Genomic DNA, 26,874 nt, shown 5'->3' on the forward strand with positions numbered 1-26,874 from the left:
GATGACCGACCCGGAACCAGCCGACCGATATCTCATCGGCGGTGCGGGTTTGCCAACGACGATGCCGGATACTGACTTCCCCCACGAGCCTGCCCGGCAATTTCAGGCGACCGCACTTGCATGGATTCACGACACCGACGCTGCCCCTGTCGCTACACTCGAAGCGCCGACCGGAAGTGGGAAAACAGCTGTTATTGCGGCTCTTAGTCGTGCGATGGGGCACACGCTCTGCCTGTACCCGACAAACGCGCTAGTGAATGCTCAGGCTGCCGAACTGGAGGCTGCTGGACTCGACGTACAGGTCGTGACGAGTGATACACTCAGTGGGACTGGCGACGACCGGACGCGTGAACTCATCGAGTACGCACAGCGTGGCCAACGCGGAGCACATGACGTGATTGTGACAAACCCTGACATCCTGCAGGCGGTGTTGCAGGGGCTGTATTTCTCACCAGGTGATGATATTCTCCGGATCTACGGCCTGTTCGACGCCGCGGTCTTCGACGAATTTCACTACTACGACGCATTAGCTGCAAGTGGTCTGCTGACGCAGATCAAGGTCTTGTCCGAGCGCGGCGCGGTCCTGAGTCCAGACGGCGACGACGAACTCACACCACCACGATTCCTCCTGTCGTCAGCGACACCAGATACCGCGTTCATCGACCATGTTATCGAGGATATTGGCCTTTCTGCAGACCGCATTACAGCGTGTCTCCAACCGCTTGATTTCGCAATGAGCACGCAGGCCCCACCTCCGGATGCCGATTTACTCTACCGACACGACGAACATGCCACCACGACGGCACAGGAGCAAACACGTACCTACGAGAGTCAGTCACTGACTGACGCCACCCTCGACGCGACAATTGAAGGGACGTGTCCAGGGGATATCTCACGGTTCCGCTCGCCAATGCTGGTGAATCGCTATCCGAATCGCATCGGGGACGCGTTCGAACAGATTGCCGAACGGCTCCGGCGAACGGTCAGCCGGGCCTACGACGGTGGAGGACCGATTGCAGCAGTTATCTTCAACAGCGCGGCACGGAGCAACGCCTTCTATCAGTTCCTGCAGACGACTTACGACGATGCCTTCGCTAATCTCGTAGTCAAAGATAACGGTTACGACACGGGTGCCAGACGGTCCCTTCCAGATGAGTTTGCAGTCCTCAACACGACAAGCAAAGGCGAAGTCGGCCTTGACTTCGATGTTCAGCGACTCGTCATGGCGAGCCCGTTCACCGCGTCTGCGTTCATCCAGCGCATCGGGCGTGCGGGTCGACAGTCGCCAGCAATTGTCGACCTCTACGGGCTTGATGACCCGACATGGCCGCCTGTCCAGTCGTACCCTGAGTTTCTACAGCGAGTCATGGAGGCGCGTCCAGAGCCGAGTACTAGCCGTGAACGACTGCGTGCACTAAGCGGTATGCGTGCTGCCGCTGCTATTCACGACCGCGACGAGGGACACGGAGTCTCAGACGCAGTCTACGCAGACTTCGGTGACTTCCCCGAGCAGTCGCGCTGGCGATCGTTCCTCGAAGACTTGGGGAGTGCACAACAAGCACTTGACGAGGAGTCCGACGCATTGCTCGGGGGCCCAGCTATCGACCGTGCTGGGAGTCGGGCGGTCAGGGCTGCTATGGAAGCATTCAAAGGACTTCGCTCACTCAGAGGCCGGTCCGTCTCACATCCGGTGCGATACCCTCGCGGTGACGGCCATGAGCGGACGGAGTATGACCTCGTGCGCGCACTCCAACACTACAGCGTAGGCGACATTACGGACGGGAACGTGCTGACACTCTGGGATGCGAGTGAGGGGGTTGACGTCCGCGGGTACTACCCTGGAAAGCCGGCAGACGGTGACGGTATCGACCTAACTCAAGCGAGCTGGGACATCGAAGACGTGCTGACGGCGGGGTACACGGGCTATGCGAAACACGGCCAACTTGATAATGTTGCGGTGTCCGAGACCGACCTTCTGGACTGGTTTAGATTGGTGCCGCTACGGTCGATGCTCGTCCCGGCGGAGATTCGGGCAGGCCGCGTCACAATAACTATCGAGACTCACGAGGGGAGGGAAGACAATGTCAGTATCTCGCGCACGGCGTAGCCCCTCAGGATTGATTCCGGTGAGTGCGCTGAATCAATATCTGTACTGTCCTCGCCGATGGTGGTACTACGAGTTCTTCAACCCGGAAGATAGGTCAGCCGTGCTCGTTGACGGGCGTACCAATCACGATAGTCAATCACGCACGAGCACACAATTTCGGGAGCAGCACTTTGCAGCCCCTGACCTCTGTCTGCACGGTGCTGTCGACCTGCTCGAACAGTCTGAGGATGAGGACCACCCCACCCCTGTTGAGCGAAAACGTGGCTCCAGCGGTCGTTACTACTGGAACGATGAAGTACAGTTGGCCGGCTACTGCCTGTTGCTGGAACACGCCGTGCCAGAGGTGATCACTATCGAGAGTGGATACATCTATTTATACGAGACAGACGAGCGCCACGAAATCACAATCACAGACGACCATCGGTGTGCGGTCCGTGAAACCATCGCGGAGATCCAGGCGCTTGAACCGGATAATCCGCCTGAGGTGGTAGACAATCCGCGGAAATGCGAGCCGTGTTCCGTTCAGCACCGCTGTCTTCCACGTACTGTCGAAACTGTCTCGGATGACCTTAGCTCCGCTCCACAGACAGGGGGAGATTCACATGAGTGATGCTCGTCGCGGTCCAGACCCACGCCCGCCACTTGAGGAGACAGTTCTGTACATCACGACGCAGGGAACACAACTCGGCGTCAACGATAATCAGTACGAGATTCGGGACCTAAGTGATACGGGGGAGGGAGAACCATCACCGAACATCCTCGAGAAGTTCCCTGTGGAAAAAATAGAGACTGTCAATATCTTCGGTCGAGGTGTTGACCTCACCTCTGCGGTGATTGCAATGGCGAGTCGAACGCAGACGGCAATCAACTACTTTACGACGAACGGACGGTTTCGAGGACGGTTCGTGCCGGGAGAGACATCTGTCGCGTTACTCCATGAACAGCAACACCACCTGTCAGAGTCAGATACTCATGACGTGGCCCTCCGCATCGTCGCCGGGAAGGTCACGAACGCCCGCCGGTATCTTGGTCGTAAGGGCGTGGAAGTCCCCGAAGATGACGGCCTTGCGACGGCTCTCACTCGCTTGCAAGCGGCGGAGACACTCAACGAAATCAGGGGAATAGAAGGAGCGGCGGCGAAGTCCTTTTTCCGCCACTACGAGGACACACTAGCTGACGGCTGGACGATGGACGGGCGGTCTCGACGACCACCGGAGGACCATGTCAATAGCCTCTTATCGTTGACTTACACTATGCTCGAACGGGAGGCGGAGGCAGCACTTCGACAGGTCAATCTCGACCCCTTCGTCGGCATTTTCCACGACATGCGACATGGACGTCCGGCGCTGGCACTGGATCTGATGGAAGAATTTCGCCGCGGATTTGCCGACCCGTTCGTGGCTCGTCTCATCAACACTGAAACGCTCACGCACGACGACTTCACGGTCGAGAACGAACTCCGCGACGGTGCATTTGACACGTATCTCTCGCAGTTCGACCAGTACCTGGCAGAGGAACTGACTCACGACATCGTGGATCGAACACTCACCCGTCGAGAAACGATCCGGGTGCAGGCAAACCTACTCAGGAAGCGAATCATAGGCGACATCCCTGAGTACCCACCGTACGAGACGAGCCGATGAGCGAGTCACGCAGATTCGTCGTCGCATACGACGCAAGCGACGACGATCTCCGCTCTCGGATACGCTCGCTTTGCCGTCGCTACGGAGCCCATCGGCAGTTCAGTCTCTTCGAAGTCCGATTTACAGAGACGGAGAAGGCTGAGTTCGTCAAGGACGCGCGTGACCTCGTATCAGAGGGAGACGGACAGGCAGAGATCTGTATTTACTCTGTTGGTCCGGTGAAAAACGACGTGGTGATACCCGACCGTGAGATGGATGATGAACCAGCAAATATTGTATGATGATTCGTGAAGGGTTTTATATTTCTCCGACAGCCTCACTCGCCGAGAGTGGTGGCCAAAACAAACAACGGAGAAGCGCTTATTGTCCCGTTCATACTACATGGCACCAGGGTTGCAGCCCGGAGAAAGCTCGGGAGAGATTGAAACGTCGTCAATGTCGTTGCGAACGATGTCACATCCGCGCGTTGCAGCCCGGAGAAAGCTCGGGAGAGATTGAAACCTCGACGTCCAGGAGGTCGAGCCACCAGCTGGCATGTTGCAGCCCGGAGAAAGCTCGGGAGAGATTGAAACACCGGTTCCTGAGTCCGCGCTCAAGCCCGCTCCCGCGGCGTTGCAGCCCGGAGAAAGCTCGGGAGAGATTGAAACCCGGCCTGCCCCGCTGTCGTGGTGGCCCCAACGGTCGCCGTGTTGCAGCCCGGAGAAAGCTCGGGAGAGATTGAAACTCGCTTTCGAGGATGGCCTGCAGCGCTTGCTGCTGGCTGTTGCAGCCCGGAGAAAGCTCGGGAGAGATTGAAACTCACCGTCTGGGCCCAACTGCTCGACCTGAATTTCGTGTTGCAGCCCGGAGAAAGCTCGGGAGAGATTGAAACGACCCGGCCCCGTCGCCGGTTATGATAACAGACCCAAACGTTGCAGCCCGGAGAAAGCTCGGGAGAGATTGAAACAAACAGTGCGAGGCCGGCGACCGCGTTGTCGTCGGGTTGCAGCCCGGAGAAAGCTCGGGAGAGATTGAAACGTGGGGCTCCTGGGACTCGCAGCGCTCGCAGTAGTTGGGTTGCAGCCCGGAGAAAGCTCGGGAGAGATTGAAACGTGACGGGGACAAAAAGCGGTCGCGTTACTGGCTCGTTGCAGCCCGGAGAAAGCTCGGGAGAGATTGAAACATGACCGCAAATATCGGGAGAACATCCCCAGTAGTGCGTTGCAGCCCGGAGAAAGCTCGGGAGAGATTGAAACGTCGTTCTGTTGCGGTGGGGCAGCGCCGATAACGTACTCTGTTGCAGCCCGGAGAAAGCTCGGGAGAGATTGAAACCGCCAGTATCTCCAGCCACTCGCGGACCTGCCAGGCCGGGTTGCAGCCCGGAGAAAGCTCGGGAGAGATTGAAACCTTGCGCGGGCCGATACTGTTCGCGTCCACATACAGGTACGGTTGCAGCCCGGAGAAAGCTCGGGAGAGATTGAAACACGCTGACCGGCGACGAGGCCGAGACGAACTGGGTCGTTGCAGCCCGGAGAAAGCTCGGGAGAGATTGAAACTGCGTCGACGTCCACGCCAGGGACCTGTGCGTCGGCCGTTGCAGCCCGGAGAAAGCTCGGGAGAGATTGAAACTCCGCGCAGGGCATCGGCCGCGAGCCACGCGCTGCTATGTTGCAGCCCGGAGAAAGCTCGGGAGAGATTGAAACCACATCAACCGCGAGCACGGAGAGGCAACCTTCGAAGGTTGCAGCCCGGAGAAAGCTCGGGAGAGATTGAAACAACGAGAGTCTACAGCCACAGACGACCTATCGCATCGTTGCAGCCCGGAGAAAGCTCGGGAGAGATTGAAACACTAATGGTAAGTATCTAACTCGATTGCTCGAAACGTTGCAGCCCGGAGAAAGCTCGGGAGAGATTGAAACACGCCTGATGCCCGTCGCACTACTGGGCGTCATCGCAGGCGTTGCAGCCCGGAGAAAGCTCGGGAGAGATTGAAACAAAGCCGCCGCCGTTGCCCCGCCGTGGTCGGCGTGGGTTGCAGCCCGGAGAAAGCTCGGGAGAGATTGAAACGAGGGCCGGTCGGCGGGCTGGGCATCGGCGCTCATGTTGCAGCCCGGAGAAAGCTCGGGAGAGATTGAAACCCCTTCAATTGCTCCGCCCGAGAAGTGGACGTGTTTGTTGCAGCCCGGAGAAAGCTCGGGAGAGATTGAAACCTGGCCGGGGTCGATTGACTCGCGGGCCTGTGTCGTGTTGCAGCCCGGAGAAAGCTCGGGAGAGATTGAAACCCGCTTGAGTTGGCTGTTTTCGATTGCTGGCATGGTTGGTTGCAGCCCGGAGAAAGCTCGGGAGAGATTGAAACCTCGTCATGGCTGCCATCGCCCTCGTCGTCGTGAGGTTGCAGCCCGGAGAAAGCTCGGGAGAGATTGAAACATCGAAAACGGGAGCGCCGAGCCGACCAGTGCGACCAGTTGCAGCCCGGAGAAAGCTCGGGAGAGATTGAAACATCGTGATTACCACCGACGACCTGGGCCCGGAAGTCGGGGTCGTTGCAGCCCGGAGAAAGCTCGGGAGAGATTGAAACACGCTGGGTCGCGACGACCAGATCAAAAACGCCGGGAGGTTGCAGCCCGGAGAAAGCTCGGGAGAGATTGAAACAGAAACCTCCCGCTCCACATGAAAAGTTGCGAGGAGGGTTGCAGCCCGGAGAAAGCTCGGGAGAGATTGAAACTCGCTAACTGCAATCGAGTCTTCAGGATTGTGGATGTGTTGCAGCCCGGAGAAAGCTCGGGAGAGATTGAAACCGCGTCCACGCCAGCGGTGATGATACAGCACAACCGCTGTTGCAGCCCGGAGAAAGCTCGGGAGAGATTGAAACAGGTTGTCAGTGCCCGAACTCGTGAAATAAGAGTCGCCACCGTTGCAGCCCGGAGAAAGCTCGGGAGAGATTGAAACTTGCTCCCCAGCGGGTCGCGGTAGATGGTCATGTGGTGTTGCAGCCCGGAGAAAGCTCGGGAGAGATTGAAACACGGCAACGGGCAACCAATTCGACAACGGGGCAGTTGTTGCAGCCCGGAGAAAGCTCGGGAGAGATTGAAACACTGGTGTTGGTGCAGTTGCGATTGAGGAAATGATGTTGCAGCCCGGAGAAAGCTCGGGAGAGATTGAAACCAAGCCGTAGAGGGTGGGCCATACAGAAACAGTGTTGCGTTGCAGCCCGGAGAAAGCTCGGGAGAGATTGAAACTGCCGCAGCAGTTCCGCGTCGCGCGACCGGCTGGCCTCGTTGCAGCCCGGAGAAAGCTCGGGAGAGATTGAAACTCGTTGGCGTCGGTGAAGGCCACGCCCAGGGAGTTGCCCGTTGCAGCCCGGAGAAAGCTCGGGAGAGATTGAAACCTGGACCGGCCCGGACCCCGAATCGTAGTACGACTGCGTCAGCCGCGTTGCAGCCCGGAGAAAGCTCGGGAGAGATTGAAACGTGTTGTCCTCGACCTTTATCCACTCGGAGGAGCCGTTGCAGCCCGGAGAAAGCTCGGGAGAGATTGAAACAACCGCATCGAAATCGGAGGGGAGGATGACTGATGGGTTGCAGCCCGGAGAAAGCTCGGGAGAGATTGAAACGTCGACGGGCGGGTCGAACGCCGTCGAGTCACCGTTGCAGCCCGGAGAAAGCTCGGGAGAGATTGAAACATCGAATTTGACCGCTTGGGGAACAGTGCAGACTGAACGCCGTTGCAGCCCGGAGAAAGCTCGGGAGAGATTGAAACCGCGCCCTGGATGCGTACTGAGAGGATCGGTTCGCGGCGTTGCAGCCCGGAGAAAGCTCGGGAGAGATTGAAACATGAAAGCGTGGGTGAAAATCGCCAGGGATGAGATACGTTGCAGCCCGGAGAAAGCTCGGGAGAGATTGAAACGCATTCATATTGCAGGGGTTGCAATAGCAATATGCCGTTGCAGCCCGGAGAAAGCTCGGGAGAGATTGAAACACGTCGATATCTCGGGATACCGACTCGGCGACGGCCGGGTTGCAGCCCGGAGAAAGCTCGGGAGAGATTGAAACGACGGAGACGGGACCGACGAGGCCTCGGTCTCCGGGTTGCAGCCCGGAGAAAGCTCGGGAGAGATTGAAACTCAGTACGTGAGAGGACAAGGGTATCCTCATTTGGCCCGTTGCAGCCCGGAGAAAGCTCGGGAGAGATTGAAACAGGCGTTGTCCCCGACGCGCTGTTAGAGGTCGGCGAGGTTGCAGCCCGGAGAAAGCTCGGGAGAGATTGAAACACCAGCGTCGGTTTCAGCGGGAACGCGGCACACGACCGTTGCAGCCCGGAGAAAGCTCGGGAGAGATTGAAACAAGGACGCCTCCGGGACCGTGCCGCTGACGTGGTCCGGTTGCAGCCCGGAGAAAGCTCGGGAGAGATTGAAACAGCCAGCCGCAGATGGTGACCCACGAGTCCAAGGGGCACGTTGCAGCCCGGAGAAAGCTCGGGAGAGATTGAAACCGTGGGTCGGCGGGGATGCCGACGATCGACGCTTCCGTCGCGGCGAGGAGAAAACCAAGATCGGGATTGAAACTCTCGGACTTGATATCAGTCACCCACTGACCAGCTGCTCTGCCAGGTGACCGGGAGTTCCTGAGTGTCGAGGACGTCTGCGATCTCGGCTGGCGTGACGCTGCCCTGTTGTTCGGCGAGCTGCATCAGTTCTGTCATCTTCCCGGTCGGGACTGCCTGGGTGCCCCCGGACATCCGCACGTAATACTTCGCAGCACTGTCGATGGCCTTGCTTTTCGTATTCTCGCCGCTGGCCTCGAGGAGCGCTTCGAGGCGACGCTCCCGCTCGTCGTTCATCCTGAGCCGCATATTTTTGCACACACCCCCTAGGTTCCTAGTTTTTTCGACCGACGAACTGGCCGCTCAGTTATAAATAGGGTCGGAAGTCGGCGTGATCCTGACGATGGCCACTTGGTCGCCACGCTCGTCGCGAGAGAAATTGCACACGCCACTCCATCAAGATGTGTGCAATTTCGGCAATTGCTTTCTGTCGACGCGCAACCCCGTCTTTGCAACCTGTGATATGAATAACGTGTGAGATACAAAGCGGTACTGACAGCATCAAAGACAGCTCAAAATCCAACCTGCTTCAGCGAGGCAGTCACATACAGTGTCCGGCGACTTGGCGGATCAAGCACGACAAGCCGCTCAACATGGTCTGCAGAGTCGGGCTGACCATTTCGATCATAAACAACACCACTGAACAACTGTAGTGGTCGATAGAGCGACCGCGCCGCCGATTCTGAAAGGTTGCCAAGATGTGTCGGGCTGACGCCCAAGAGTGGATTATCACCGTAGCGTAGTCGGGGAGAAAAATCTGGACCGATTGGGAGCATAATGGCGTCACCGACAGACTCACTGTTCACCACTGGACCCGACCGATTCGACGAGAGGATTAGCTGTCGGAATGGCCATGGATCTTGTGACATCGGGGGTTCCTCAGTCGTCTGCTCAAAGAACGCACTCACTGGCGTTGGATCAAGGAGTGTCCCGATGCGGAGCAAGCCAAAGCGAACAAAAAACCTCGAGTCTGCCCTCGGCCGGAGCGCATTCAGATAGAACCAGCCATATTTCGTTGGCCAGAGAATAGAGCCAAGACACTCACTCTCGGGTTGACCAGGTACTGACGCCCGAAATCCCGAGACTTTCTGTTCAAATTCTCTCGCACGGGCCTCAATCTCTCGGAGATCGGTAATAAATCGACTTGGCGTATTCGAACTCAGTTGCACCCGACCATGGAGAACGCCATACCAAGAAGACCCCCGTGGGGATGGCTCAAGCATTGAGTGAGCCGTATTGAGACAGCTTTCGATCTCAGCAACTGTCTGCTTACGTTTAAACTGCGAGATATCGATGAACTGGCGCACTCCGGTTTCGATACTCGGGAAGTTGAGCCAAGGGACAAAGACAACTACATTGTTACTATCGTTGATAGAAACAATTCGATCCGTGAGTGAGACACCAGCAAATGCAGGATCGGCGCGCGGGTCAAGAACTCCCGTGTCTGCATGAAGGGATACATCGCTTGGAAGCGTGAGCTGCTCGGAGATGGACTCGCTGGTCATCTCAACGCCCACCTTCGAGCGCAGCAGTGAGAGTGCAAACAGTCTCTTTCAAAGGAGCCAGGCCAAGGCCAGCCGGTGAAGTCATCGCTTCTCGTCTACAACCAGCATGCTTGAAGCTGTGTTTTTGCGATGATTAGCGTGTCATAGAACCGTTCCCAATCCCGTACCGATCATCCGTGAGTGGCCAATCAAGGGGGAGTTCACTTATCGGTGAAGGCAGCGTATCGTTCAGTATGCCTGAAGAAGTCCTGTTCAAATCAGAGAGTAACCAGAGTCGAGAAGAGATTGCATCGTACCTCCGGAAAGTCGCGGACAATCTTGAGGGTGGGAACGCTATCAGCCTGACAGCAGGCTCCGAGTCTGTAACACTGAATCCCCCTGCACGACCGACCTTCGAGGTCAAAGCCGAGCGCGAAGGCCCCGCTGGCAATATGTCTGAATTAAGTGTCGAGTTCGAACTCGAATGGGACGAGAACGCTAGTGGGGAGAGCAGCGAAAGTGGCCAGCTCGAAATCGAATAGTCACTCCGCACGCTTACTGAGGGGTTGATTCAATCAGCAATCGATGAAACAAACCTCGTGAGGATATTTCTATGACACACTCATGGTAGCAACCCTGCGGCTTTACGATCAAGCCAAGCAGCAACGAATCAAGAATTGAGGCAAAGCAGTAATCGTCGTCATTACACTGACTCACTCCAACAGCGAATCACGGACATATCCGACGGGGTAGAGTGCGGTCATCCCAGGCGTATCGATCCGAAAGTGCTGTAGCGGCGTATTCGGACTGTAGGTTTTCTCGACGCGTGGCTCACCGTCAATCGGATCGTTCAATGTCTCTAAGATCTTGTGGCCATCACTTCGGGACATGACGAGCCAGATAGCTTCCTCGGGCTCACAAATCGCCATCTTATCGTAATCCTCGGGGACGGCACGGCCGACATCATGATTGACTCGTTCGACTTCGACAGCCACGATCACATTGCCATCAGCATCAAGGCCGGCAACGTCGAGTCTGCGTTGTTCATACCGATTACTGGCTGTCTCGGCATCGTCGCTATCGCTCATGAATGCTGCAGCCGGGAGTTCGCCCTCGCCGAGATCGTGATAGGGGCGGACAGTCTCGACGGCCGAGTCCGGATCGGCTTGATAGTGTTCTTCGACGAGTCGAACACCAATGTCGACACCGAAGACGTGTTCTGTGGATTCGTTGAGGTCGCCAGCGCCATGGCCGAAATCAAGCCCCTGTCGATAAGATTCAACAATAGCCGACCGGCCATCGGCCACCACTGAATACATGCGATGTGGGTGGTCTGTATCGCGATGGAGGAGGTTGGCCGCAAGCAATTCGTCAACGGCCTCTTGTTCGATCCCGACGTATTCATGGAGTCGAACCATCGAATCCGACTGCAGATTATACTCGTGAGGGTCATAGCGGCGTTGTTGTGCGTTATACACCGCCTGGAGGAACAACAACTGCTGCAGCGACCAGTCAGATGCGAGAATCTCGTTATGTGAGAGTTTCAGATTGAAATCACAGACAGGGATGTCATCGCGGTCAACGTCATCGAGTGAGTGACAGCACTTGATTGCCCGAAGCATGCCCGCAATATCTGAATCGTAGCGATTCGAGCACGTCTCACAGTGGAGTGCATCTAACTGATCGTCATAGGAGACGCACTCAGGCATCCGACGGGTGTGCGTCAGCAATGTATCGACGCGAAGGTCGGGATGGGGTGTCTCGCCTGTGAGTTCCGTTTCCACAGCTTCCGTCTGCTCTGGCTCATCCTCACCATCATCATCATCATCATCATCGCTGGCGATTACGTCCCGCTCGTGAGCTAGACCAGCACGCAGCGCAGTCTCACGCTCGAGGCGTGCAAATTCCTGTTCGAACGTTGCCTTCTCACTCGGTGAAAGCGGATGTTCACTCACCGGGTGGCCAGGAGGGGCGGCAAGCGAGCGGGCAAGGAACGGGCGAACAGCCTCTTCGCCAAAGTCAGTGCCAGGTCGGACGAGCCACTCCCCGCGACCCATCGTCGCCATTCGTGTCTCGATATCATCGCTAGAGAGGGCATCGGTTGCAAGCACTCGCGAAAGGTCGGTATCAGCAGTGACGTTTCCAACGAGGAAGGTTGCGGTCTCATTGAGCGCCTCTTGATACGTCTTCGTATCAGCGCGTGACGAATCGAGTTGTTCGAGAAACTGCAGGCCAAGGGCTATGGAGAGGCCGAAGCTTCGCCCCTCAGAAAGCAGTGTATCGAGTAGTTTCGTCGCACCGATATCGCGTGCCTCTTCGAGGTAGAGATTGACCTGTGGGAGATCCTCGGTATGAGTCTCACCGCGCTCTCGGTCGCGTGCTTTGAGCGCCGTCCAGAGATTCGAGAGAATAACGAGCGTGAGGGCGCGTTTAATCTTGCCTTCCATGCCGGCAAAGTCGAAGATGACGACTGCATCTTCATTGATAATCTCGGTGAAATCGAAGGCTGGAGACGACGAAGCGGCCGTTGCATCACTGTCGGTCTCAGCCTCATCTCCAGCGGCCTCATTCGCTCTGTCTCCCGGAAGATGATCGAACAGCGGCGCAAGTCGGCCATCGGTCGCAATTGTCTCGACGCGACCAACAGCGCCGCCGAGAATCATATTGAAAACATCGCGGTCGCGCTCGGCAAGCCCAGTGAAATAGGCAGCCAGTTTTTCATCAGAGGTCGGAGGCATTCCCTCGCCACGTTGGGTGCGCTGCAGTGCTGCATAGAGGTCTGCATGGGAAACTGCATCTTCGCCGTGAACTGGATCATAGAGTGCGCGGAGGTGGTTCCGGATGGCTTTGACTGATTCGGCTGCCTCGCCATATTTCTCTGCACCCATCAAGCCCTGCAAGATCTCTGCATAGTGTCCGGCTTTGCGCGAGCGAGCTTCTTCGCGTGGAATCCCGGCCTCGAGCAGTGGCGAGATATCGAAGGCCGAAAACGCAGGCAATACTCGGGATAAATCGAAGTAATAGACGTTTTCAAGCGAGCCGTAAGTTGCAAAATGCATCTGCAGGTACTCAGATGCCGTTCCGCCGCCTTTGTAGTCGAAGAGTATCTCAGGCCCGTCCGTTGCTGAAACATTCGTCAAGACCCCGGTTTCCATCAGGACGGACTTGCCTGAACCAGTATCTCCGACCACGACGAGATGGCGATCTTGCTGGCTGGGCCGCAGATACAATGGCTGGCCATAGGGCTGTCTGTCGTGCGTCAGCGGCATACACAGCGCCATCCCAGGTGGGGTATAGCGGATGAGTTGATCCGGTGGTGGAAGTTGCAATGCGGTCTGTTCACCCGGCCGTGTTGCCAGTGCGCGTTGGCCATTCGGCGTGAGTGCAGCACCATCGATAAGACAAAAGCCGGGTAACTCCGCCGGGGCAACGACCATGCCTCGGCTCTGCGGGCGTTTCCATGGAAGGCGAGTCGAAACGGATTCATAGCTATCGCTATACACAGCGCGATCGATAAGGTGACAATAGATGTCAGAACCAGGTGGTGTATCACGGGACGGTCGAATCATCCCGTCCGTCCTGACATGGCCACGAACCTCATGAAACGGGCCACTGATTCCGCCGAGTGCATTGGCAAGTCGTCGCGCAACAGTATCTGCACGCCCAGAGTCTTGGCGCGTGAGTGCTACAGCACGAGCGGAAACCCGAAATGTTCGACGAGGATCGCGGTGGGAAATCAGCTCGATTCGTTCTCGATCTGAAAGTGAGGGGGTGTGCGCTGCACGCTCTTCTTGTGAGCGTGGTGAGAGAAACTCGAGAATGCGGGCTCGAGTCGAAACGGTGCCCGTCTCCAGATCCTGAACATAGGAATTGGCTTGGCTCTCCCAATCACGATGTGCATGACAGACTGCCTGATAAATGACAGGCACCGCTGCATCTCGAATGGTTTCAAGTAGAACACTCAGTGAATTCCGGTGTGATTCTGCACGGTGGGAGGATGGCGTCCGATCCGTGTGACGGTGTGAGCGAGAAGTGGTTTCTCGGGTTGGCTCACCGTAGGCAGCAAACGGGGTTTGCCAGTCTTGCTTGTATGCTGTGTGCCCAGCATACTCAACGCCAGCAACGTAGGGTTCGAGTGTCGTATCGATTGCTTCGCCTGTTGGGAGTGTCAGTGGTTTTGCGCCCGCTGTTGTATCGACGAGTGGGAGAAACTCCTCGACATTGCGTGGGTGCCACTCGATGACGCGAAACTCGTAGCTATTTGGAAAACAGGTTCGAAGAATGCCCAGGAGATCCTCGGTCAGGTCAGTATGAGCTGTCCCAACGAGATAGCGAATCCGGGGATCAGACCGCCCATCAGAAACGAGGAGCCATTCAACGAGTGGAACTTGCGTGGAACCAAAGAGGGAATGTTTCAGCCCTGTCTGCGTATGGGATTGTAACAGAGTATGGAGAAGATCCATAGCCCGAAGAACTGCATCCGAATCAACCATGGTTTCTGAGGGGCGAATTTCGATATACGGCCGCGGTACGACTGGCTCTGCAGGGAGATAGCGCGCCTGGACGTGCTGTTCGTCTGGAAGAGAGACTGGGACAGGTAACGAGGATGAATCTGTCTCGACTGACTGTGCTGTAGAAGCATCAGGCTCATCCCGCGTTCGTTTAGCACCCACGGCGATCACCACCAGTGCGGCAATAGCTGGATTCGCTCACTCGAATGAATAGTCTGCCAACACAAGAAGACTGAGAGCGGTCGCAAAATAGTGTTGTCTTTCTGTTAAGTGCTCCGAGGCCACTATCAGCGTGGCGTCGACGATACGCTGGCGAAATTGGAAGAGTTGGCGCAGATGACATCGATAATTTCCGATGGTGTGTCTGGCATTTCAACCCGTATCATTAGTAATAGAAGAGTATCTAGATACCACCTCTCGGAAAGTAAAATGTATCTGATATCAAGCCTCGATTTTGACCACCTCCACACCCTGAAGGATGTGGAATCCGGCAATCGGATTTCCGCCGAGCGGGGCGATCACCGAGTAGCGTCTGGTTTTACCGGAATTGAGGCAAAAGTGCCGTCCCAACGAATGGAGAGGAGGTCACTTTGGTTGCTTTGCTGGACTACTCAATTATGTCCCGGGTTCGGACGGTCGTCTCCTCGCCGACGGTGACCCGGGCGTCGACGAGCGACGTGATGCCGGCGACCGCAGTCTCGTCGTGGGCGCTCGGGTCGATGTGGAAGTGTGCCAGGGCATCGGCAGCCTGGACCTGTCCGGTGACGGCGTGGAGGAACTCGTAGGCCGTCTCGAAGGAGACGTACTGGAGCATCGAGGTCAGCGAGTCGAAACAGACGACGACCGGGGCTTCCCACTCCGAGAGGAACTGGGAGAGTTCGATACCGAGTCCCGTCAGGTCGCTCGGCGTCGAGACGTTCGCCGTGACCACGTCCTCACGGTCCAGGTCGGCGGTGCCGTCGCCGACGGTGATGACGCCCAGGTTGCGGGCCGTTTCGCCAGTCCGTTCCCAGCGGTCGACGCACGCCGCTGGCCGCTGCGTGTAGGAGACGAAGAGGACGCTCGGTGCCGCGACCTGCTCGGCCAGCAGCGACTGGCAGACTTCGCGGCTCCCGCCCATCGACGGCCCCGCCAGCAGGACGTTGCGCGCCCCGTCGAGTTGTTCGGTGATAGCTGTCATACTCCGGCTATTCGTCTCGACTAACGAACTTGTCGTTTAAACCGCTTTGCGTTCCTCCGATGGCGTCAGGGGGCCTCGATTCGCTCGACGGTGAACGCGGCCGGGTCCCCGACGAGTTCCCGGACGCGCTTGCGGGCCGCCTGCCTAGAGTCGGCGACGACGACCAGTCCGTCGGCAGCGTCCTCCCCGCTGACCCGGTAGGCGTCGCTCTCGGCGAACGCCGTCGCGTAGGTCCGCAGGATGTCCCGCACCTCCCGTTCGAGTTCCGGCAGCGTCTGCTCGCCGTCCTCGAAGGAAGCCAGCGACTCCTTGATGTTCCGGAGGGCAGAGATCCGGTCCATTATTCTTATTCACAAAATAGGGCCCCGGTGAATCGCTTGGCAGCGTTGGATTCGACCGTTAGAACTAGTGGAATGAATGGGAGACTGTCGATGCGCTATACTTGCGTGGAGAGGAGACGGTCCAGCTTTGTGAGACTGAACAGCGTCCACTCGTCTCCGAGGTCGGCGGCAAGCCCATCTACAAAGCTACTCTGTCAACTACCCGACCCTACTTCGCTCACCCTGACGGGTTCGCTCGTGGAGGGTGGGGCTGGTCCGTGAACTCAGCCTCGAACCCGTCCGGGTGGGCGGTAAATCCGCCCCTCGGCGTCACTGTTCCAGACTTCAGGGCAAGTTGAAGACCACGCCGGGTGCGTCTTCGGTGCTGGAGCGGTTCGGTTCAACGAAACGATACCAAAAGCGCAGGAACTCGTCGGCGACGTGAGAGCGAGAGCATTTGGACTGCACTGCTTCGCCGAGGCGGTCACGGGTACCTCGCGGTTGATGAGTCGCAACCGTCGCAGGCGCTTCGAAAATGCTCATGTACCGCGCCGGGTTGCGCAATTCTGTCCGAAGCAGGAATTCGGATTCGGTGTACAGGAATGCCGTTGGCGATAGAACCTCCTTCTGTACGTTCGCTGCGAGGGATTCAGAGTAGTCGAACAAAGTGAGGTACATCGGAGTCCCGCCGGTGACTGCGAACGACCGGATTGCATCCCCGATATCGTAGGTGAGGATGTCGAAGATCTGGGAAAGTAATGAAAAATAGGCGATAATAATGCAACATCACACATCTAGCACAGTTACTGCCACCGTCGGTACAACGACCACTTCAGACTCCGAACCGCGACCCTTCGCTACTAACGAGGCTTCCAGGCCTGTGCAACCGACTTGCACGCTCGCAGGGACATTATTAGACCCAGATGTGAACGGAAAATACGATGGCGAAACTGGAGTTGTACGACAGGCGAGACTGTCCGTATTCGAGAAAGGTTCGCAACAAACTTGACGAACTCGGACTCACCTACGACGAGATTGTGGTCCCGGACAAGCACACTGACCGCGAAGAGTTATACGAACGCACTAAGCAACGGGGTGTTCCCGTACTGTTCGATCCCCGCCTCGACGGTGGATGGCTAGCCGACAGCGAGGACATCGTCATTCACCTCGAACGACACCACGAGTAACATCTTTTGACGCCCATTATTTCCAGATACATGACAGCAATGATGAAACCCACCAATCCGACATGAGTGCAACGAGTCACGGTGGCCCCGATAGAACTGACCTTGGGAGGCTCCTGCCTGACGACGAGGGACAGACAGGTGCTCTCATTGCCCCAGCGATTACGTCGGAACTACTCGAAGACAGCCAGGTTTCCAAGACGGAACTCCGGGATATCGCCCTCAAGTACGTTACGTCGGTACTCCCAACTGGGACCGACGAGACAGTCACCGACTTCGCCCAAACGTGTCGGGACTGTGGACTTGACGAAGGAACGCTCGCGACGTTCCTGACCGACCTCCAGGGGCGGGTACTCGAGGCAGCTGACCGAGAAGGGCCGGTATCCCAGGAGAGAGTACAGACAGCCACCGGCCAGGACATCGCTCGAATCACCGCTGCGTTCGTCAGGATGAGAGATGGTTCAGACAAGATTCCCTCGCGGACGGCCGACTCGGTCTACTCCCAGACCGAACAGGTGGCCGACCGGTCTGCCGAGATCGCTTCCCTGGCGGACCAACAGTCCGGTAACATGGACGAATTGAGCCGGGAAGTGGGGGACGTCAGCGCCGCTGTCGAGGAGATAGCTGCCTCGACGGACGAGGTCAACGCACAGAGCGACGACGCGGCGGCCCTCGCCGAGGAAGGATGCCAACGAGCGCGCGAACTCAGCGAGCGAATCGATGCCATCCATACCCGTGCGACCCGGGTTAACGAGGCGGTTGAGGTCCTCGCCGAACACGTCGCCGACATCGAGGAGTTCGTCGAAACAATCGACAACATCGCCGACCAGACGAACATGCTGGCGCTGAACGCCTCCATCGAAGCTGCCCGGGTGGACGGTGGCGAGGGCTTCGCCGTGGTCGCCGACGAGGTGAAGTCACTCGCAGAAGATAGTCAAGCCGAGGCTGCCCGCATCCGGGAGCTGGTTGCGACTATCGACGAGGCCACCACCCGCGTGACCGACGACATCGAAGACGTCTACGAGGAGGCCGAGGTCGGGCGAGTGGAGACCGACCGCGCCGTCGAGACTTTCGAGTCCATCGAGGATATCACCGCCCGACTCTCCGCGAGCATGGATCAGGTGGCCACGGCGACTGACCAGCAAGCTGAGAGTACTGAGGAACTTGCGATGATGGCCGACGAGGCCAATCGCAAGGCCGGTATGATACTTGGGGAAGTAACCGAAATTAACGACAGTAATCGCTCGTTGCTTGAGACGCTCGAGACCTCGGTGGCCGCTGATACCAGTGGCTGACCCTCGTTGACTTCCTTCGTGGGTAATCCAGTCAGTCGATTACCCCGGCTGTGAACGTGCGGGTTCGCTGACGCTGGGTTGGTCAGGCGACCACGAGTGTTCCCCGAAAGCGGCGGGTGTCTACTCGTGTTCATCCCACTGCGCGGGAGGATGTCAATATAAAAAAGCGGCTCTGGTGAATCGCTGGATGGCGTCGGTTTCGACCGTCAAAACGTACCGAGAGACGCTCGATCTGCTGAGCGAGATGCCGCAAATACTGGCCGAGATCGGCCTTGACGAGGACAATCTCCCCGATCACTCGACGCTAGTGAAGTGGTTTGACAGGATCAAGACAGCACTCTGACGAGTGCTGCTGCGCCTGTCGGCGCAGCTGCACGACCCGAGCGGGCACGCCGCGATCGACGCGACGTTCTTCGACCGCGAAACCGCCAGCACGCACTACTGTCACCGGATGAATTACCGCGTTCAGATGCTCAAAATCACCGCGCTTGTCGATACGGAAACGCAAGCGATTCTCGACGTTCACTGCTCGACCGGGAAACCGCACGACACGCAACTCGGCTGGCAGGTCGTCCGCCGTAACGTGGGCGACCTGACCAGCCTCGCTGCCGACAAAGGCTACGACTGGATGGAATTCCGCGAGAACCTCAGAGAAGAGGGCGTGTGGCCGCTGATAAAGCATCGCATCTTTCGGCCCATCGACCACGCGCCCAATGTGCGGGTCGATGGGCCTCGCCACCGCCAGCGATCGATGTGTGAGACCGTCTTCTCGGCAATCAAGCGCACGCTCGGCGACGCCGTGCGTGCGCGAGCGTGGTTCTGCGAGTTCCGAGAGATCGTCCTGAAATGTGTGGTTCCCAACATCAAGCGAGCCATCACACCTGAAATCAACCGTAGTATGGCGATTCACCAGAGCCGAAAGGAGTGATTCGTTCCCCACTAAGGACAGTAGGAGAGGGATCAGTTTAACGGGATATCGTACGCCGACCGGTCTGGCTTCATCAACGGGTGTTGGTCTACGACATCCCCGTCCCCGGGGATCGGGCGAGGGAGCTCGGAAATATCGTCGCCGTCCTTGTCTTCGCCGCCATCCCATTCGGAGTAGTAATTCCCGATTTTCTTTTTGCCGCTGTACATGTTCACGTCACCATCACCGAATTTCACGTCCGCGCCGTCGAAGATGTTCCCCCATATACCCATCGACCCGTCATCGTATCCGCCAATGTCGTCGGGGTCGCGGAAGAAGTAGTCGAACGACGCTCCACCGGTGGTGAACTTGTTCCCGACCCATTTCCCGCCACTATTACGGATGCGGCCTTCGATCTCGCAGCCGAACGCCTTGGGATACATGACCAACACGCGGTTATCCTCGCTCCCCGGGCGTTCAAGCTCGAATGCAAACCCGTTGCTCATGGGTTTCACAACGCAATTTTCAAGGACTGGTCTGGTCTCGTTGTAGTCCTCCTCAGCTGGGACGACGCCGTTGTTCAATTCACAGTTTCTGAACGTGCCCTTCCCGTCACCGGTCTGGCCGCACCGGACGGTTGTGTTGAACACGGTCTGTTCCGCCCAAAAATCATCACCGAATCTGAAGTACCCGTTCACCTCGCACTTCTCGAATTCTCCGCCGCCTTCGCCAATAGACACCGCTCCATCGAATGTCGTGTCGTAGGCGTAGAACTCCCCGCCGACCGTTCCTCCAGTCGTCCGACACCGGTGAATCGCGCCGTCTGAACCTATGTTGAACGTAACGCCCGATGGGAAGTTCAGACGGAGGTTATGGAAGACTGGCGGTTTATTTTGGGCTTCGATTGTGCTGTTCTTCACCTTCTCCGCGTTGATAGTGAGTTGCGTGTTCTTCGGGTCATCTCCAAGGAAGGTGAGTTGTTGTTTGAACGAGTCGTGGGTGGTGCCGCTTACCTTGATTTCAGGGCTCCACTCGTACTGCCCGGGTTTCAAGCGTAGCACGTCGCCGCTCTGCGTCACCTGGAGTGCTTTTTCGAGGGAGTCGTAGTCGCCACTACCATCTTGAGCCACGACATACGTTACTTCGTTCGGAGGTTGAGGGCCTGGGTCTGGTGTCGCGGTGGGCGTCGATGTTGGCGTTCGGTCAGGTGTGTCGGTAGGGACATCGCCATCCCCACCTCCATCATCACTTGGGTTAGATTGTGAACATCCTGCGATTCCAGCTGCGATACCCGCGCCAGTAAGACATAGTAACTGTCGTCTGCGCATGTTCTCTTCAAAATCCCGTACGAACGTGTCTGTTAAAAGTATTAGTCCAAGTGAAGACAGGCAAGTTAGGCGAGGTGGCTCTGGTGAATCGGCATACAGCGGTTGATTTCACGGTGTGACGGCACGCTTGATGTTGTGAACGACACATTTCAGGACGATCTCTCGGAACTCGCGGAACCACGCTCGCGCCCGCACGGCGTCGCCGAGCGTGCGTTTGATCGTCGAGAAGACGGTCTCACACATCGATCGCTGGCGGTATCGAGGCCCATCGATCCGCGCGTTATGCGCGTGATCGATGGGCCGGAACTCCCGATGCCTGATCAGCGGTCTTACGCCCTCTTCCCTGAGTTTCTCGCGTAATTCCATCCAGTCGTAGCCCTTGTCGGCAGCGAGGCTGGTCAGGTCGCCCGCGTTGCGGCGGGCGACCTGCCAGCCGAGTTGCGTGTCGTGCGGTTTTCCGGTCGAGCAGTGAACGTCGAGAATCGCTTGCATCTCTGTGTCAACCAACGCGGTGGTTTTCAGCGTCTGGACGCGGTAATTCGTCCGGCGGCAGTAGTGCTTGCTGGCGGTTTCGCGGTCGAAGAACGTCGCGTCAATCGCGGCGTGACCGCTCGGGTCGTGCAGCTCCGACGACAGTCGGAGCAGCACTCGCCAGAGTGCTGTCTTGATCCTGTCAAACCACTTCACTAGCGTCGAGTGATCGGGGAGATCGGCCTCGTCGAGGCCGATCTCGGCCAGTATTTGTGGCATCTCGCTCAGCAGGTCGAGCGTCTCTCGGTACGATTTCTCCAAGTACACCCGCAGACAGTGCAGCGAGACGACCGCGTACTCGGCGAAGCCGCCACCCCCTTCGGGGGCGGCGACTTCGCCTCGACCACCGACAGCGTTTTTTGCTAACTGAACCGCTTTGCTCGTGAAGCGGGAAATCTTCGACATAGGCATCGGCGGTTTCCCGCTTCATTCCACTAGTTCTGACGGTCGAAGCCGACGCCGTCCAGCGATTCACCAGAGCCAAAAAAGCAGCTGCTCCCGACTGGTAGATGAAGGCTCACGCATACCGAACTGCGAAGGAATCCGAGGTCAGGTAGATGGCGTCATCGCCTAAGGCCAGGTCCATCGATCCCGGTATCGCGACGTCTGGCTCACCGAAGATTGACGACGGTGGGACCGTCCAGACTGTCGACCCGTCCGAGGGATCGATCGCCATCAGCGTCCCTTTCTCCACGGCACAGATGAGCCGTTCGCCATCGTGAACGATTCCCGATGGGCGTGCCACATCGGTATTCCACTCGATACGCCCAGTCGCTCGGTCGAATGCTGTCAAGCCACTCTCGTTGCCTACGAAGTAGACCGAATCTTCGTCAAGTGTCCCCTTCCAGACGGTGCCGGCCGGCGGCGACTGCTTCCAGCGCTGTTGGCCACTCTCTATGTCGAAAGCGTACACCGCCCCAGCGTTCTGTGCAAGATAGACTGTTCCATCGGCCAACAACGGTGGGTTCGACGAGGGGTACCGGTTGTCAAGTCGCTGCTCCCACACCCGCTGACCAGTTTTCACGTCAAACGCTCCGACCCACCCTGACATCGACCCCGTTACGAGTCGTTGCTGGTCGAGAGAGAACCACCAGACTTCACCGCCAGTCTGGAGCCGTCGAACAGTTTCGCCCGTTTCGGGGTTTAGGCCGATGATTCTGCCTTTCTCTGTGCCGACATAGACCAGGCCGTCTCCGAAGGCTGGACCACCGATCGGTCGGGTTCCGAGCTCTCGCTCCCACTCGAGACTGCCGGTCTGCAGGTCATAGGCCTGGACGACGGGCTCCTCCTTGCCGCGTTCGCCATGCCACTCCCCGCACACAATAACCGTCCCATCGTGGGTCCCGACGCCGAACGGGCCGTTTCTGGAGTCGGGCCGAGCCTTCCAGATTGGGGCGCCAGTCGCCACGTCGACAGCGACCACTGTATTACTTTTGAAGACGACGATTCCGTCGCTCAGCACCGCATTCTCGCCACTCTGTATTCCGTAGATCCAGTCGACATCCGGCTTCGACAGGAACGACCCCGCGTTGCGGATACTGCCAGTGTGACGACTGTTGCCTCTGAACGATGGCCACGAACCTGTGTCGGCTGACCCTACCGATTTTCGACGTTCAAACGCCTGTGTACCTCTGTCAGTCCCGACGTAGAGTCGGCCATCGTGGACGACCGGCGATGTCTGTGCGGACGTTCCTGCCTGAGTGTAGGTTTGCCACAGCGTTTCGCCAGTCGCACGATCAATGGCCCTCACTTCCCCGTGTTCTAGGGACACGTATAGGGTATCAGAGACGATTGTCGGGGCGTCCATCACCACGTCGCGCGTTTCGACCGTCCAGTGGCGCTTCGGTTCGCCCCCACCGTACTCAACTGCCACAATACCTCTTTCGGTGGCCAGATACGCGGTCGCGTCGGCCACTGCGAGTCGGCCGAACACCGGGGCGAGTTCGACATCGTATGCCCAAGCCGGCTCTCCAGTCTCAATCGAGAGTGCGAGAAGGCGTTTCCTGTCAGCGAGAACTGCGAAGACCAGGCCTTGTTCGCGGTCCACGACGAGGGATGTATCGCGCCCTTGGACCGACCCGAGGCCTGGGGCCTCGTAGGTCCACACCGCCTCGACAGCGGTCTCCTCGTTGTTCTCACTATTCTCGGAATCTCTCGGGAGGGCGTGGATTGTCCGGTCGTCGGCGATGAACACACGGTTACCGGCTACCGCCGGCGTCATCCTGCCCGGCTCGTCACCGTACGACCAGTGTTGTTCGCCTGTCCTCGCATCGAGTGCCAAAAGCGTCGACTTGACGCCTGGGAGGTAGGCGACGCCATCCACGACAGTCACTCGACAGCCGATCGTAAGACGTGTTTCGCCCTCTTCAGCGAGAATTCGCTCCCAGGCAAGAGTTCCGTCAGACAAGGACACACCCGAAACAGCCTCCTCTCCGGTAAAAAATGCAGTTTCCCCGACAATTGACCCGTTCCTGATCCCCCCACCGCTCAACTGATGTTCCCACTGCTGGTCGCCGGATTCGGCGTCCACGGCAACGACAGTTCTCCTCCCCCGAAACTTGGTTTCTACGAGTACACGGTTACCGACTGGGACTGGAACAAACGGCTCGTTGGTCTTGGCGGCGTCCGCGTTTGTCCGCCAGATGGGCTGGACCCATCCTTCGGGCGGTTGTTCAGCAGTTGCGTTGTTCGTCGTCGCACGGTCGTAGCCGTAGTGCGCCCATCCACTCGGGGATGAGCCGTCGGTCGACAATTCCGCGTCGGCCTCGTGCCGCAACGTGTCCTCTCCCCCGCCGATGCTCTCTTCGAGAGCGGACAGAGCCTCTGAACAACCCGCCAGCAAACCAACCCCCGCTGTCGCCCCCACCCTCAGGAAAGATCGCCTGTCAGCCACGGATGTAGCACCTCATTTTCACCGCTGTACGTTCACTTCCATGGCCTCCGTGCTGAGTGACCTGTTTCCCCCGTGAGTTTCTTGTCGACCGACCCACCGCATCATGTCGATAAGGCCACCCGTGTTCCACTACGACGGGATGTCCGTGAATTGCCGCACCCATTATCAATTAGATTTGAATATCAACTAATAAACCCTCCGACCCTGGCACTTCTTCGTAAAGCGTACGAGATGACTGCACAAGCACTGTATGGAGATCACTACGAGACTGCTGCGGCGGATAACTCAAACCCTTAAAATTTTGATGAACAGTAACATCGGACAGTTTGCGAATAATATGCCGCGGGTTGAGAAATTGTGGTACACACACATCTATGGTAGTTAGAAATAATTGCTCACTTTTGAAGTAGAAAGTTTATCGAGCTGTATCAATCGCTGTCTTCAGCTCGGCGAGTGAGTCAAAGGAGCGGTTGCTAAGAGACGCTTGCAGCTGTCTCCAGCATTCCTCAACAGGATTCAGCTCCGGCGAATACGACGGTAACGTCAAGAAGGTGAGGTCGTCACGGGCCGCTAGGTCCGTGACGACCGATGCCTGGAAATATGGCGCTCCATCTAGAACGATAATCAAAATCATACTCGAATTCTTTGCATAATACTAAAATGAAATTTTTTGCGTACACGGCGCTAACGTACTCGGTGAATCGGGAGAAAAGCAATCACCGTTCTCGGTGATCGCGCCCAGCAGACACGTCCAGTCGCGTTGGCCAGAGAGTTCAACAGAGGGCCGATGCCGCACGGAAACAACGCGGCACGCGGCTCAATTTGCGCGGATTTGTTGGTTTGGTCGATACAGACTACGGTGGCGTCCATCTCCCGCCGCTTTTTTGAGGTTATCGTGGAGCTCTTCCTGCTCGTCTTCATCGGCTTCGGCGGCTGAACGGCGCGGTTTCTGATAGCTCAGTCCCGCTTCTTTCAGCAACCGCCGACAACTCGGGAGTGAATACTCGCTCTCCTAGCGGACATTGTTGATGGCGAGCACTCTTGCGATTAGCTGCAATTATCGATAGTCTGTGAAGTTGATTATCAGGTGGTCACCTCCTGAACCAGCGCAGTCGATACCAACAATCTCCGCAAGATGAGCATTAAATACTTGACGCCGTACGTTTCTTCGAGAAAGTCTTGGGCAAGCGCCGGCGTCGAGTGGTATGCACAAGAACGGAATAGTAAACGAAGACGGGCGAGCGGCTACAGAATCGGTGGCTTCGCCTTGCTCGTAATCACTGGTCTGTAGCGCTTTTCACTGACTATTCAATAGTTGCAGTGACCACTCCACGCCGGCGCGTCGATACCGACCCCGCCAGGAGGTTCGTGAACGGCTTCTTCAAATTTTCTTTCAGTTTATCGAGCTTTTCTGATTACTCTCAGTTTATTTATCGTCAGACACGGACTACTCAAGCGACCCGTCCGTGTCTAGTCGATTGGGCCAGCTGTAGATTGTTCGCCGCTGAACATCGTGCCACTCGGCTAACTCCGTTTGCGAAACACCGTTTTTGTACGCGATTGCGGCTAAGAGCCGCTCTGTCCGCCTCTTACTATCGACGTTGTCGAGGGCGTCTTGTAACTCATCGACGGAGATCTCGTCGAGATGATTCACCATCTATTGCAACAGTCTCTGAGTGAAAATTTCTAACGGCTACTATAATTCGTCCGGATCGTAGCCGAGCACTCGTGTGACGGCCTGACTCACGTAGGTTATCCTGCCGTCAGTGGCGATGTCGTTCAATTCTTCCACGAGCGTTCGATACCGGTCCATCTGACTCTTGTTCCGTGTGTTCGAAACCTCGGTTTCTTCCATTGGTCAGTGGTGTTCGACGCGCGTTCCCCGAGCAGATGAGTCGGTGGAGATCGGGGGGACTCAATACGACGCCTGTTCCACGCGGTGAGTTATCCACAAAGGTGATTTCGCCACCGAACAGTGAGACAGTCCAGTAGACGATCCAGCGGCCGAGGCCAGTCCCGTGTTGGGGCGGTGCTTCCTCGCCCCAAGGTTTGATCGTTTCGGCTCTAATGAATCGCTGGACTGCGTCGGCTTCGATCGTCAGAACTAGGGATTTGAAGGGAGAAACCGGCGATGATCCATGTCGAAGATCTCCCGCTTCACGACGAAGGTGGTCACGTTAGCCAAAAATGCAGTTGGTGGCCAAGGCAAAGTTGCCGATTACGCCGTCGTATCGCTGCATTGCCTGCGGGTTGACTTGGAGAAATCTTACCGGGAAACGTTGGATCTGCTGAGCGAAATGCCACATATTTTCGGAGAGATCGGCCTCGAACCGGCCTATCTCCAATATCACTCGACGCTAGTGAAGTGGTTTGACAGAATCAAGACAGTACTCTGGCGAGTGCTGCTGCGCCTGTCGGCACAGCTGTACGACCCGAGCGATTACGCCGCCATCGACGCGACGTTCTTCGACCGCAAAAATGCTAGCAACCTATACTGCCAGCGGGCAAATTACCGGATGCAGACCCTGAAAACAACAGCGCTCGTGGGTATAGAAAGCCAAGCCATTCTGGACGTTCACTGTACAACCAAGAAACGCCACGACACACAGCTCGGCTGGCAAAGGCTATGATTGGATGGACTTACGGGAGAAGCTCCACGAGGAGGGCGTAAGACCGCTGATCAAACATCGTGAGTTCCGGTCCATCGAGCACGCACACAACGCGCGAATCGAGGGCCTCGCTACCGCCAGCGGGCGATGTGTGAGACCGTCTTCTCCACAATTAAGCGCACGCTCGGCGATGCCGTGCGTGCGCGAACCAGAGTACGGTGAATTTCGTGAGGTCATTCTGTGATGTGTTCGGTTCACAACATCAAGCAGTCTCTGAACCAGTGAAATCAAACTACATCTG

Annotated in this window: 16 protein-coding genes, 6 pseudogenes and 1 CRISPR repeat array; of the genes and pseudogenes, 9 read left to right on the forward strand and 13 right to left on the reverse strand. The window is 57.3% G+C overall.

The features are described from left to right. The first annotated feature begins 1 nt into the window (after position 1). From WDJ57_RS11000 to cas2, 4 genes are read left to right on the forward strand one after another with little or no spacing between them, the layout of a single operon-like run. The gene (locus WDJ57_RS11000) at positions 2-2,107 is read left to right on the forward strand and encodes a DEAD/DEAH box helicase (protein ID WP_338900870.1); all 2,106 of its coding nucleotides are present in this window, start codon (positions 2-4) and stop codon (positions 2,105-2,107) included. Between the two features lie 19 nt (positions 2,108-2,126). Further along, a complete protein-coding gene (cas4, locus tag WDJ57_RS11005) occupies positions 2,127-2,717 on the forward strand; it encodes a CRISPR-associated protein Cas4 (protein WP_338900871.1) in 591 nt (196 codons plus the stop codon). After that, positions 2,710-3,750 carry a CRISPR-associated endonuclease Cas1 gene (cas1, locus tag WDJ57_RS11010; protein WP_338900872.1) on the forward strand — a complete coding sequence of 347 codons (1,041 nt, stop codon included), beginning with the start codon at positions 2,710-2,712 and terminating at the stop codon, positions 3,748-3,750. The genes cas4 and cas1 overlap by 8 nt, the downstream gene beginning before the upstream one ends. Then, the gene (gene cas2, locus WDJ57_RS11015; protein WP_338900873.1) at positions 3,747-4,031 is read left to right on the forward strand and encodes a CRISPR-associated endonuclease Cas2; all 285 of its coding nucleotides are present in this window, start codon (positions 3,747-3,749) and stop codon (positions 4,029-4,031) included. The genes cas1 and cas2 overlap by 4 nt, the downstream gene beginning before the upstream one ends. Positions 4,032-4,142: 111 nt before the next feature. Beyond that, positions 4,143-8,220: direct repeats of the CRISPR family, unit length 36 nt; unit sequence GTTGCAGCCCGGAGAAAGCTCGGGAGAGATTGAAAC. A gap of 87 nt (positions 8,221-8,307) precedes the next feature. On the opposite strand, the gene WDJ57_RS11020 is transcribed toward cas2, so the two are convergent. Beyond that, on the reverse strand, positions 8,308-8,580 hold the full coding sequence (locus tag WDJ57_RS11020; RefSeq protein WP_338900874.1) for a hypothetical protein: 273 nt from the start codon (positions 8,578-8,580) through the stop codon (positions 8,308-8,310). Between the two features lie 263 nt (positions 8,581-8,843). Further along, positions 8,844-9,836 carry a hypothetical protein gene (locus WDJ57_RS11025; protein ID WP_338900875.1) on the reverse strand — a complete coding sequence of 331 codons (993 nt, stop codon included), beginning with the start codon at positions 9,834-9,836 and terminating at the stop codon, positions 8,844-8,846. Between the two features lie 233 nt (positions 9,837-10,069). On the opposite strand from WDJ57_RS11025, the gene WDJ57_RS11030 reads away from it, so the two are divergent. Further along, positions 10,070-10,357, forward strand: coding sequence for an amphi-Trp domain-containing protein (locus WDJ57_RS11030; RefSeq protein WP_338900876.1), 288 nt, complete (start codon positions 10,070-10,072; stop codon positions 10,355-10,357). A gap of 171 nt (positions 10,358-10,528) precedes the next feature. On the opposite strand, the gene WDJ57_RS11035 is transcribed toward WDJ57_RS11030, so the two are convergent. From WDJ57_RS11035 to WDJ57_RS11055, 5 genes and pseudogenes are all read right to left on the reverse strand, one after another. After that, a complete protein-coding gene (locus WDJ57_RS11035; RefSeq protein ID WP_338900877.1) occupies positions 10,529-13,252 on the reverse strand; it encodes an ATP-binding protein in 2,724 nt (907 codons plus the stop codon). Positions 13,253-14,933: 1,681 nt separating this feature from the next. After that, complete coding sequence (locus WDJ57_RS11040) at positions 14,934-15,506, reverse strand: DUF7504 family protein (RefSeq protein ID WP_338900878.1); 573 nt, start codon at positions 15,504-15,506, stop codon at positions 14,934-14,936. 65 nt (positions 15,507-15,571) lie between these two features. Then, positions 15,572-15,847 (reverse strand): hypothetical protein, encoded by a 276-nt coding sequence (locus WDJ57_RS11045; RefSeq protein WP_338900879.1) that lies wholly within the window; start codon positions 15,845-15,847, stop codon positions 15,572-15,574. A gap of 217 nt (positions 15,848-16,064) precedes the next feature. Continuing rightward, a pseudogene (locus WDJ57_RS11050) lies at positions 16,065-16,214 on the reverse strand (transposase); the annotation flags it as partial. Further along, positions 16,181-16,576, reverse strand: a pseudogene (locus WDJ57_RS11055) (AAA family ATPase); the annotation flags it as partial. The pseudogenes WDJ57_RS11050 and WDJ57_RS11055, both read right to left, overlap by 34 nt. Before the next feature lie 191 nt (positions 16,577-16,767). On the opposite strand from WDJ57_RS11055, the gene WDJ57_RS11060 reads away from it, so the two are divergent. From WDJ57_RS11060 to WDJ57_RS11070, 3 genes and pseudogenes are all read left to right on the forward strand, one after another. After that, positions 16,768-17,013, forward strand: a complete 246-nt coding sequence (locus tag WDJ57_RS11060) for a glutaredoxin family protein (protein ID WP_338900880.1) — start codon at positions 16,768-16,770, stop codon at positions 17,011-17,013. 62 nt (positions 17,014-17,075) lie between these two features. Beyond that, positions 17,076-18,305, forward strand: coding sequence for a methyl-accepting chemotaxis protein (locus WDJ57_RS11065; protein WP_338900881.1), 1,230 nt, complete (start codon positions 17,076-17,078; stop codon positions 18,303-18,305). 205 nt (positions 18,306-18,510) lie between these two features. After that, positions 18,511-19,233, forward strand: a pseudogene (locus WDJ57_RS11070) (IS5 family transposase); the annotation flags it as partial. Between the two features lie 32 nt (positions 19,234-19,265). Here the strand turns inward: WDJ57_RS11070 and WDJ57_RS11075 are convergent. The 6 genes and pseudogenes from WDJ57_RS11075 to WDJ57_RS21610 all read right to left on the reverse strand — a co-directional run bounded on the left by WDJ57_RS11075 (position 19,266) and on the right by WDJ57_RS21610 (position 25,819). Beyond that, complete coding sequence (locus WDJ57_RS11075) at positions 19,266-20,342, reverse strand: hypothetical protein (protein ID WP_338900882.1); 1,077 nt, start codon at positions 20,340-20,342, stop codon at positions 19,266-19,268. A 306-nt stretch (positions 20,343-20,648) separates the two neighbouring features. After that, positions 20,649-21,476, reverse strand: a complete 828-nt coding sequence (locus tag WDJ57_RS11080) for an IS5 family transposase (protein WP_338900883.1) — start codon at positions 21,474-21,476, stop codon at positions 20,649-20,651. A gap of 112 nt (positions 21,477-21,588) precedes the next feature. Continuing rightward, entirely contained in the window at positions 21,589-23,964 is a 2,376-nt protein-coding gene (locus WDJ57_RS11085) for a PQQ-binding-like beta-propeller repeat protein (RefSeq protein WP_338900884.1), read from the reverse strand. A gap of 381 nt (positions 23,965-24,345) precedes the next feature. Further along, a pseudogene (locus WDJ57_RS11090) lies at positions 24,346-24,970 on the reverse strand (IS630 family transposase); the annotation flags it as partial. Between the two features lie 320 nt (positions 24,971-25,290). Next, a pseudogene (locus WDJ57_RS11095) lies at positions 25,291-25,618 on the reverse strand (helix-turn-helix domain-containing protein); the annotation flags it as partial. 42 nt (positions 25,619-25,660) lie between these two features. Next, positions 25,661-25,819 carry a PAS domain-containing protein gene (locus WDJ57_RS21610; protein WP_380629424.1) on the reverse strand — a complete coding sequence of 53 codons (159 nt, stop codon included), beginning with the start codon at positions 25,817-25,819 and terminating at the stop codon, positions 25,661-25,663. A gap of 283 nt (positions 25,820-26,102) precedes the next feature. Between WDJ57_RS21610 and WDJ57_RS11100 the strand changes: the two are divergent. Next, positions 26,103-26,858 (forward strand): annotated as a pseudogene (locus tag WDJ57_RS11100) (transposase). The last annotated feature ends 16 nt before the right edge of the window (positions 26,859-26,874 follow it).

The sequence above is a fragment of the Salinibaculum sp. SYNS191 genome (assembly GCF_037338445.1).
Lineage (GTDB): Archaea > Halobacteriota > Halobacteria > Halobacteriales > Haloarculaceae > Salinibaculum > Salinibaculum marinum.

Coding starts and splice junctions, on each gene's coding strand:
- WDJ57_RS11000 (WP_338900870.1), top strand. CDS start 2: ATGACCGACCCGGAACCAGCCGACCGATATCTCATCGGCGGTGCGGGT.
- cas1 (WP_338900872.1), top strand. CDS start 2,710: ATGAGTGATGCTCGTCGCGGTCCAGACCCACGCCCGCCACTTGAGGAG.
- cas2 (WP_338900873.1), top strand. CDS start 3,747: ATGAGCGAGTCACGCAGATTCGTCGTCGCATACGACGCAAGCGACGAC.
- WDJ57_RS11020 (WP_338900874.1), bottom strand. CDS start 8,580: ATGCGGCTCAGGATGAACGACGAGCGGGAGCGTCGCCTCGAAGCGCTC.
- WDJ57_RS11025 (WP_338900875.1), bottom strand. CDS start 9,836: ATGACCAGCGAGTCCATCTCCGAGCAGCTCACGCTTCCAAGCGATGTA.
- WDJ57_RS11030 (WP_338900876.1), top strand. CDS start 10,070: ATGCCTGAAGAAGTCCTGTTCAAATCAGAGAGTAACCAGAGTCGAGAA.
- WDJ57_RS11035 (WP_338900877.1), bottom strand. CDS start 13,252: ATGGTCGTTGCCCCGGCGGAGTTACCCGGCTTTTGTCTTATCGATGGT.
- WDJ57_RS11040 (WP_338900878.1), bottom strand. CDS start 15,506: ATGACAGCTATCACCGAACAACTCGACGGGGCGCGCAACGTCCTGCTG.
- WDJ57_RS11045 (WP_338900879.1), bottom strand. CDS start 15,847: ATGGACCGGATCTCTGCCCTCCGGAACATCAAGGAGTCGCTGGCTTCC.
- WDJ57_RS11060 (WP_338900880.1), top strand. CDS start 16,768: ATGGCGAAACTGGAGTTGTACGACAGGCGAGACTGTCCGTATTCGAGA.
- WDJ57_RS11065 (WP_338900881.1), top strand. CDS start 17,076: ATGAGTGCAACGAGTCACGGTGGCCCCGATAGAACTGACCTTGGGAGG.
- WDJ57_RS11080 (WP_338900883.1), bottom strand. CDS start 21,476: ATGTCGAAGATTTCCCGCTTCACGAGCAAAGCGGTTCAGTTAGCAAAA.
- WDJ57_RS21610 (WP_380629424.1), bottom strand. CDS start 25,819: ATGGAAGAAACCGAGGTTTCGAACACACGGAACAAGAGTCAGATGGAC.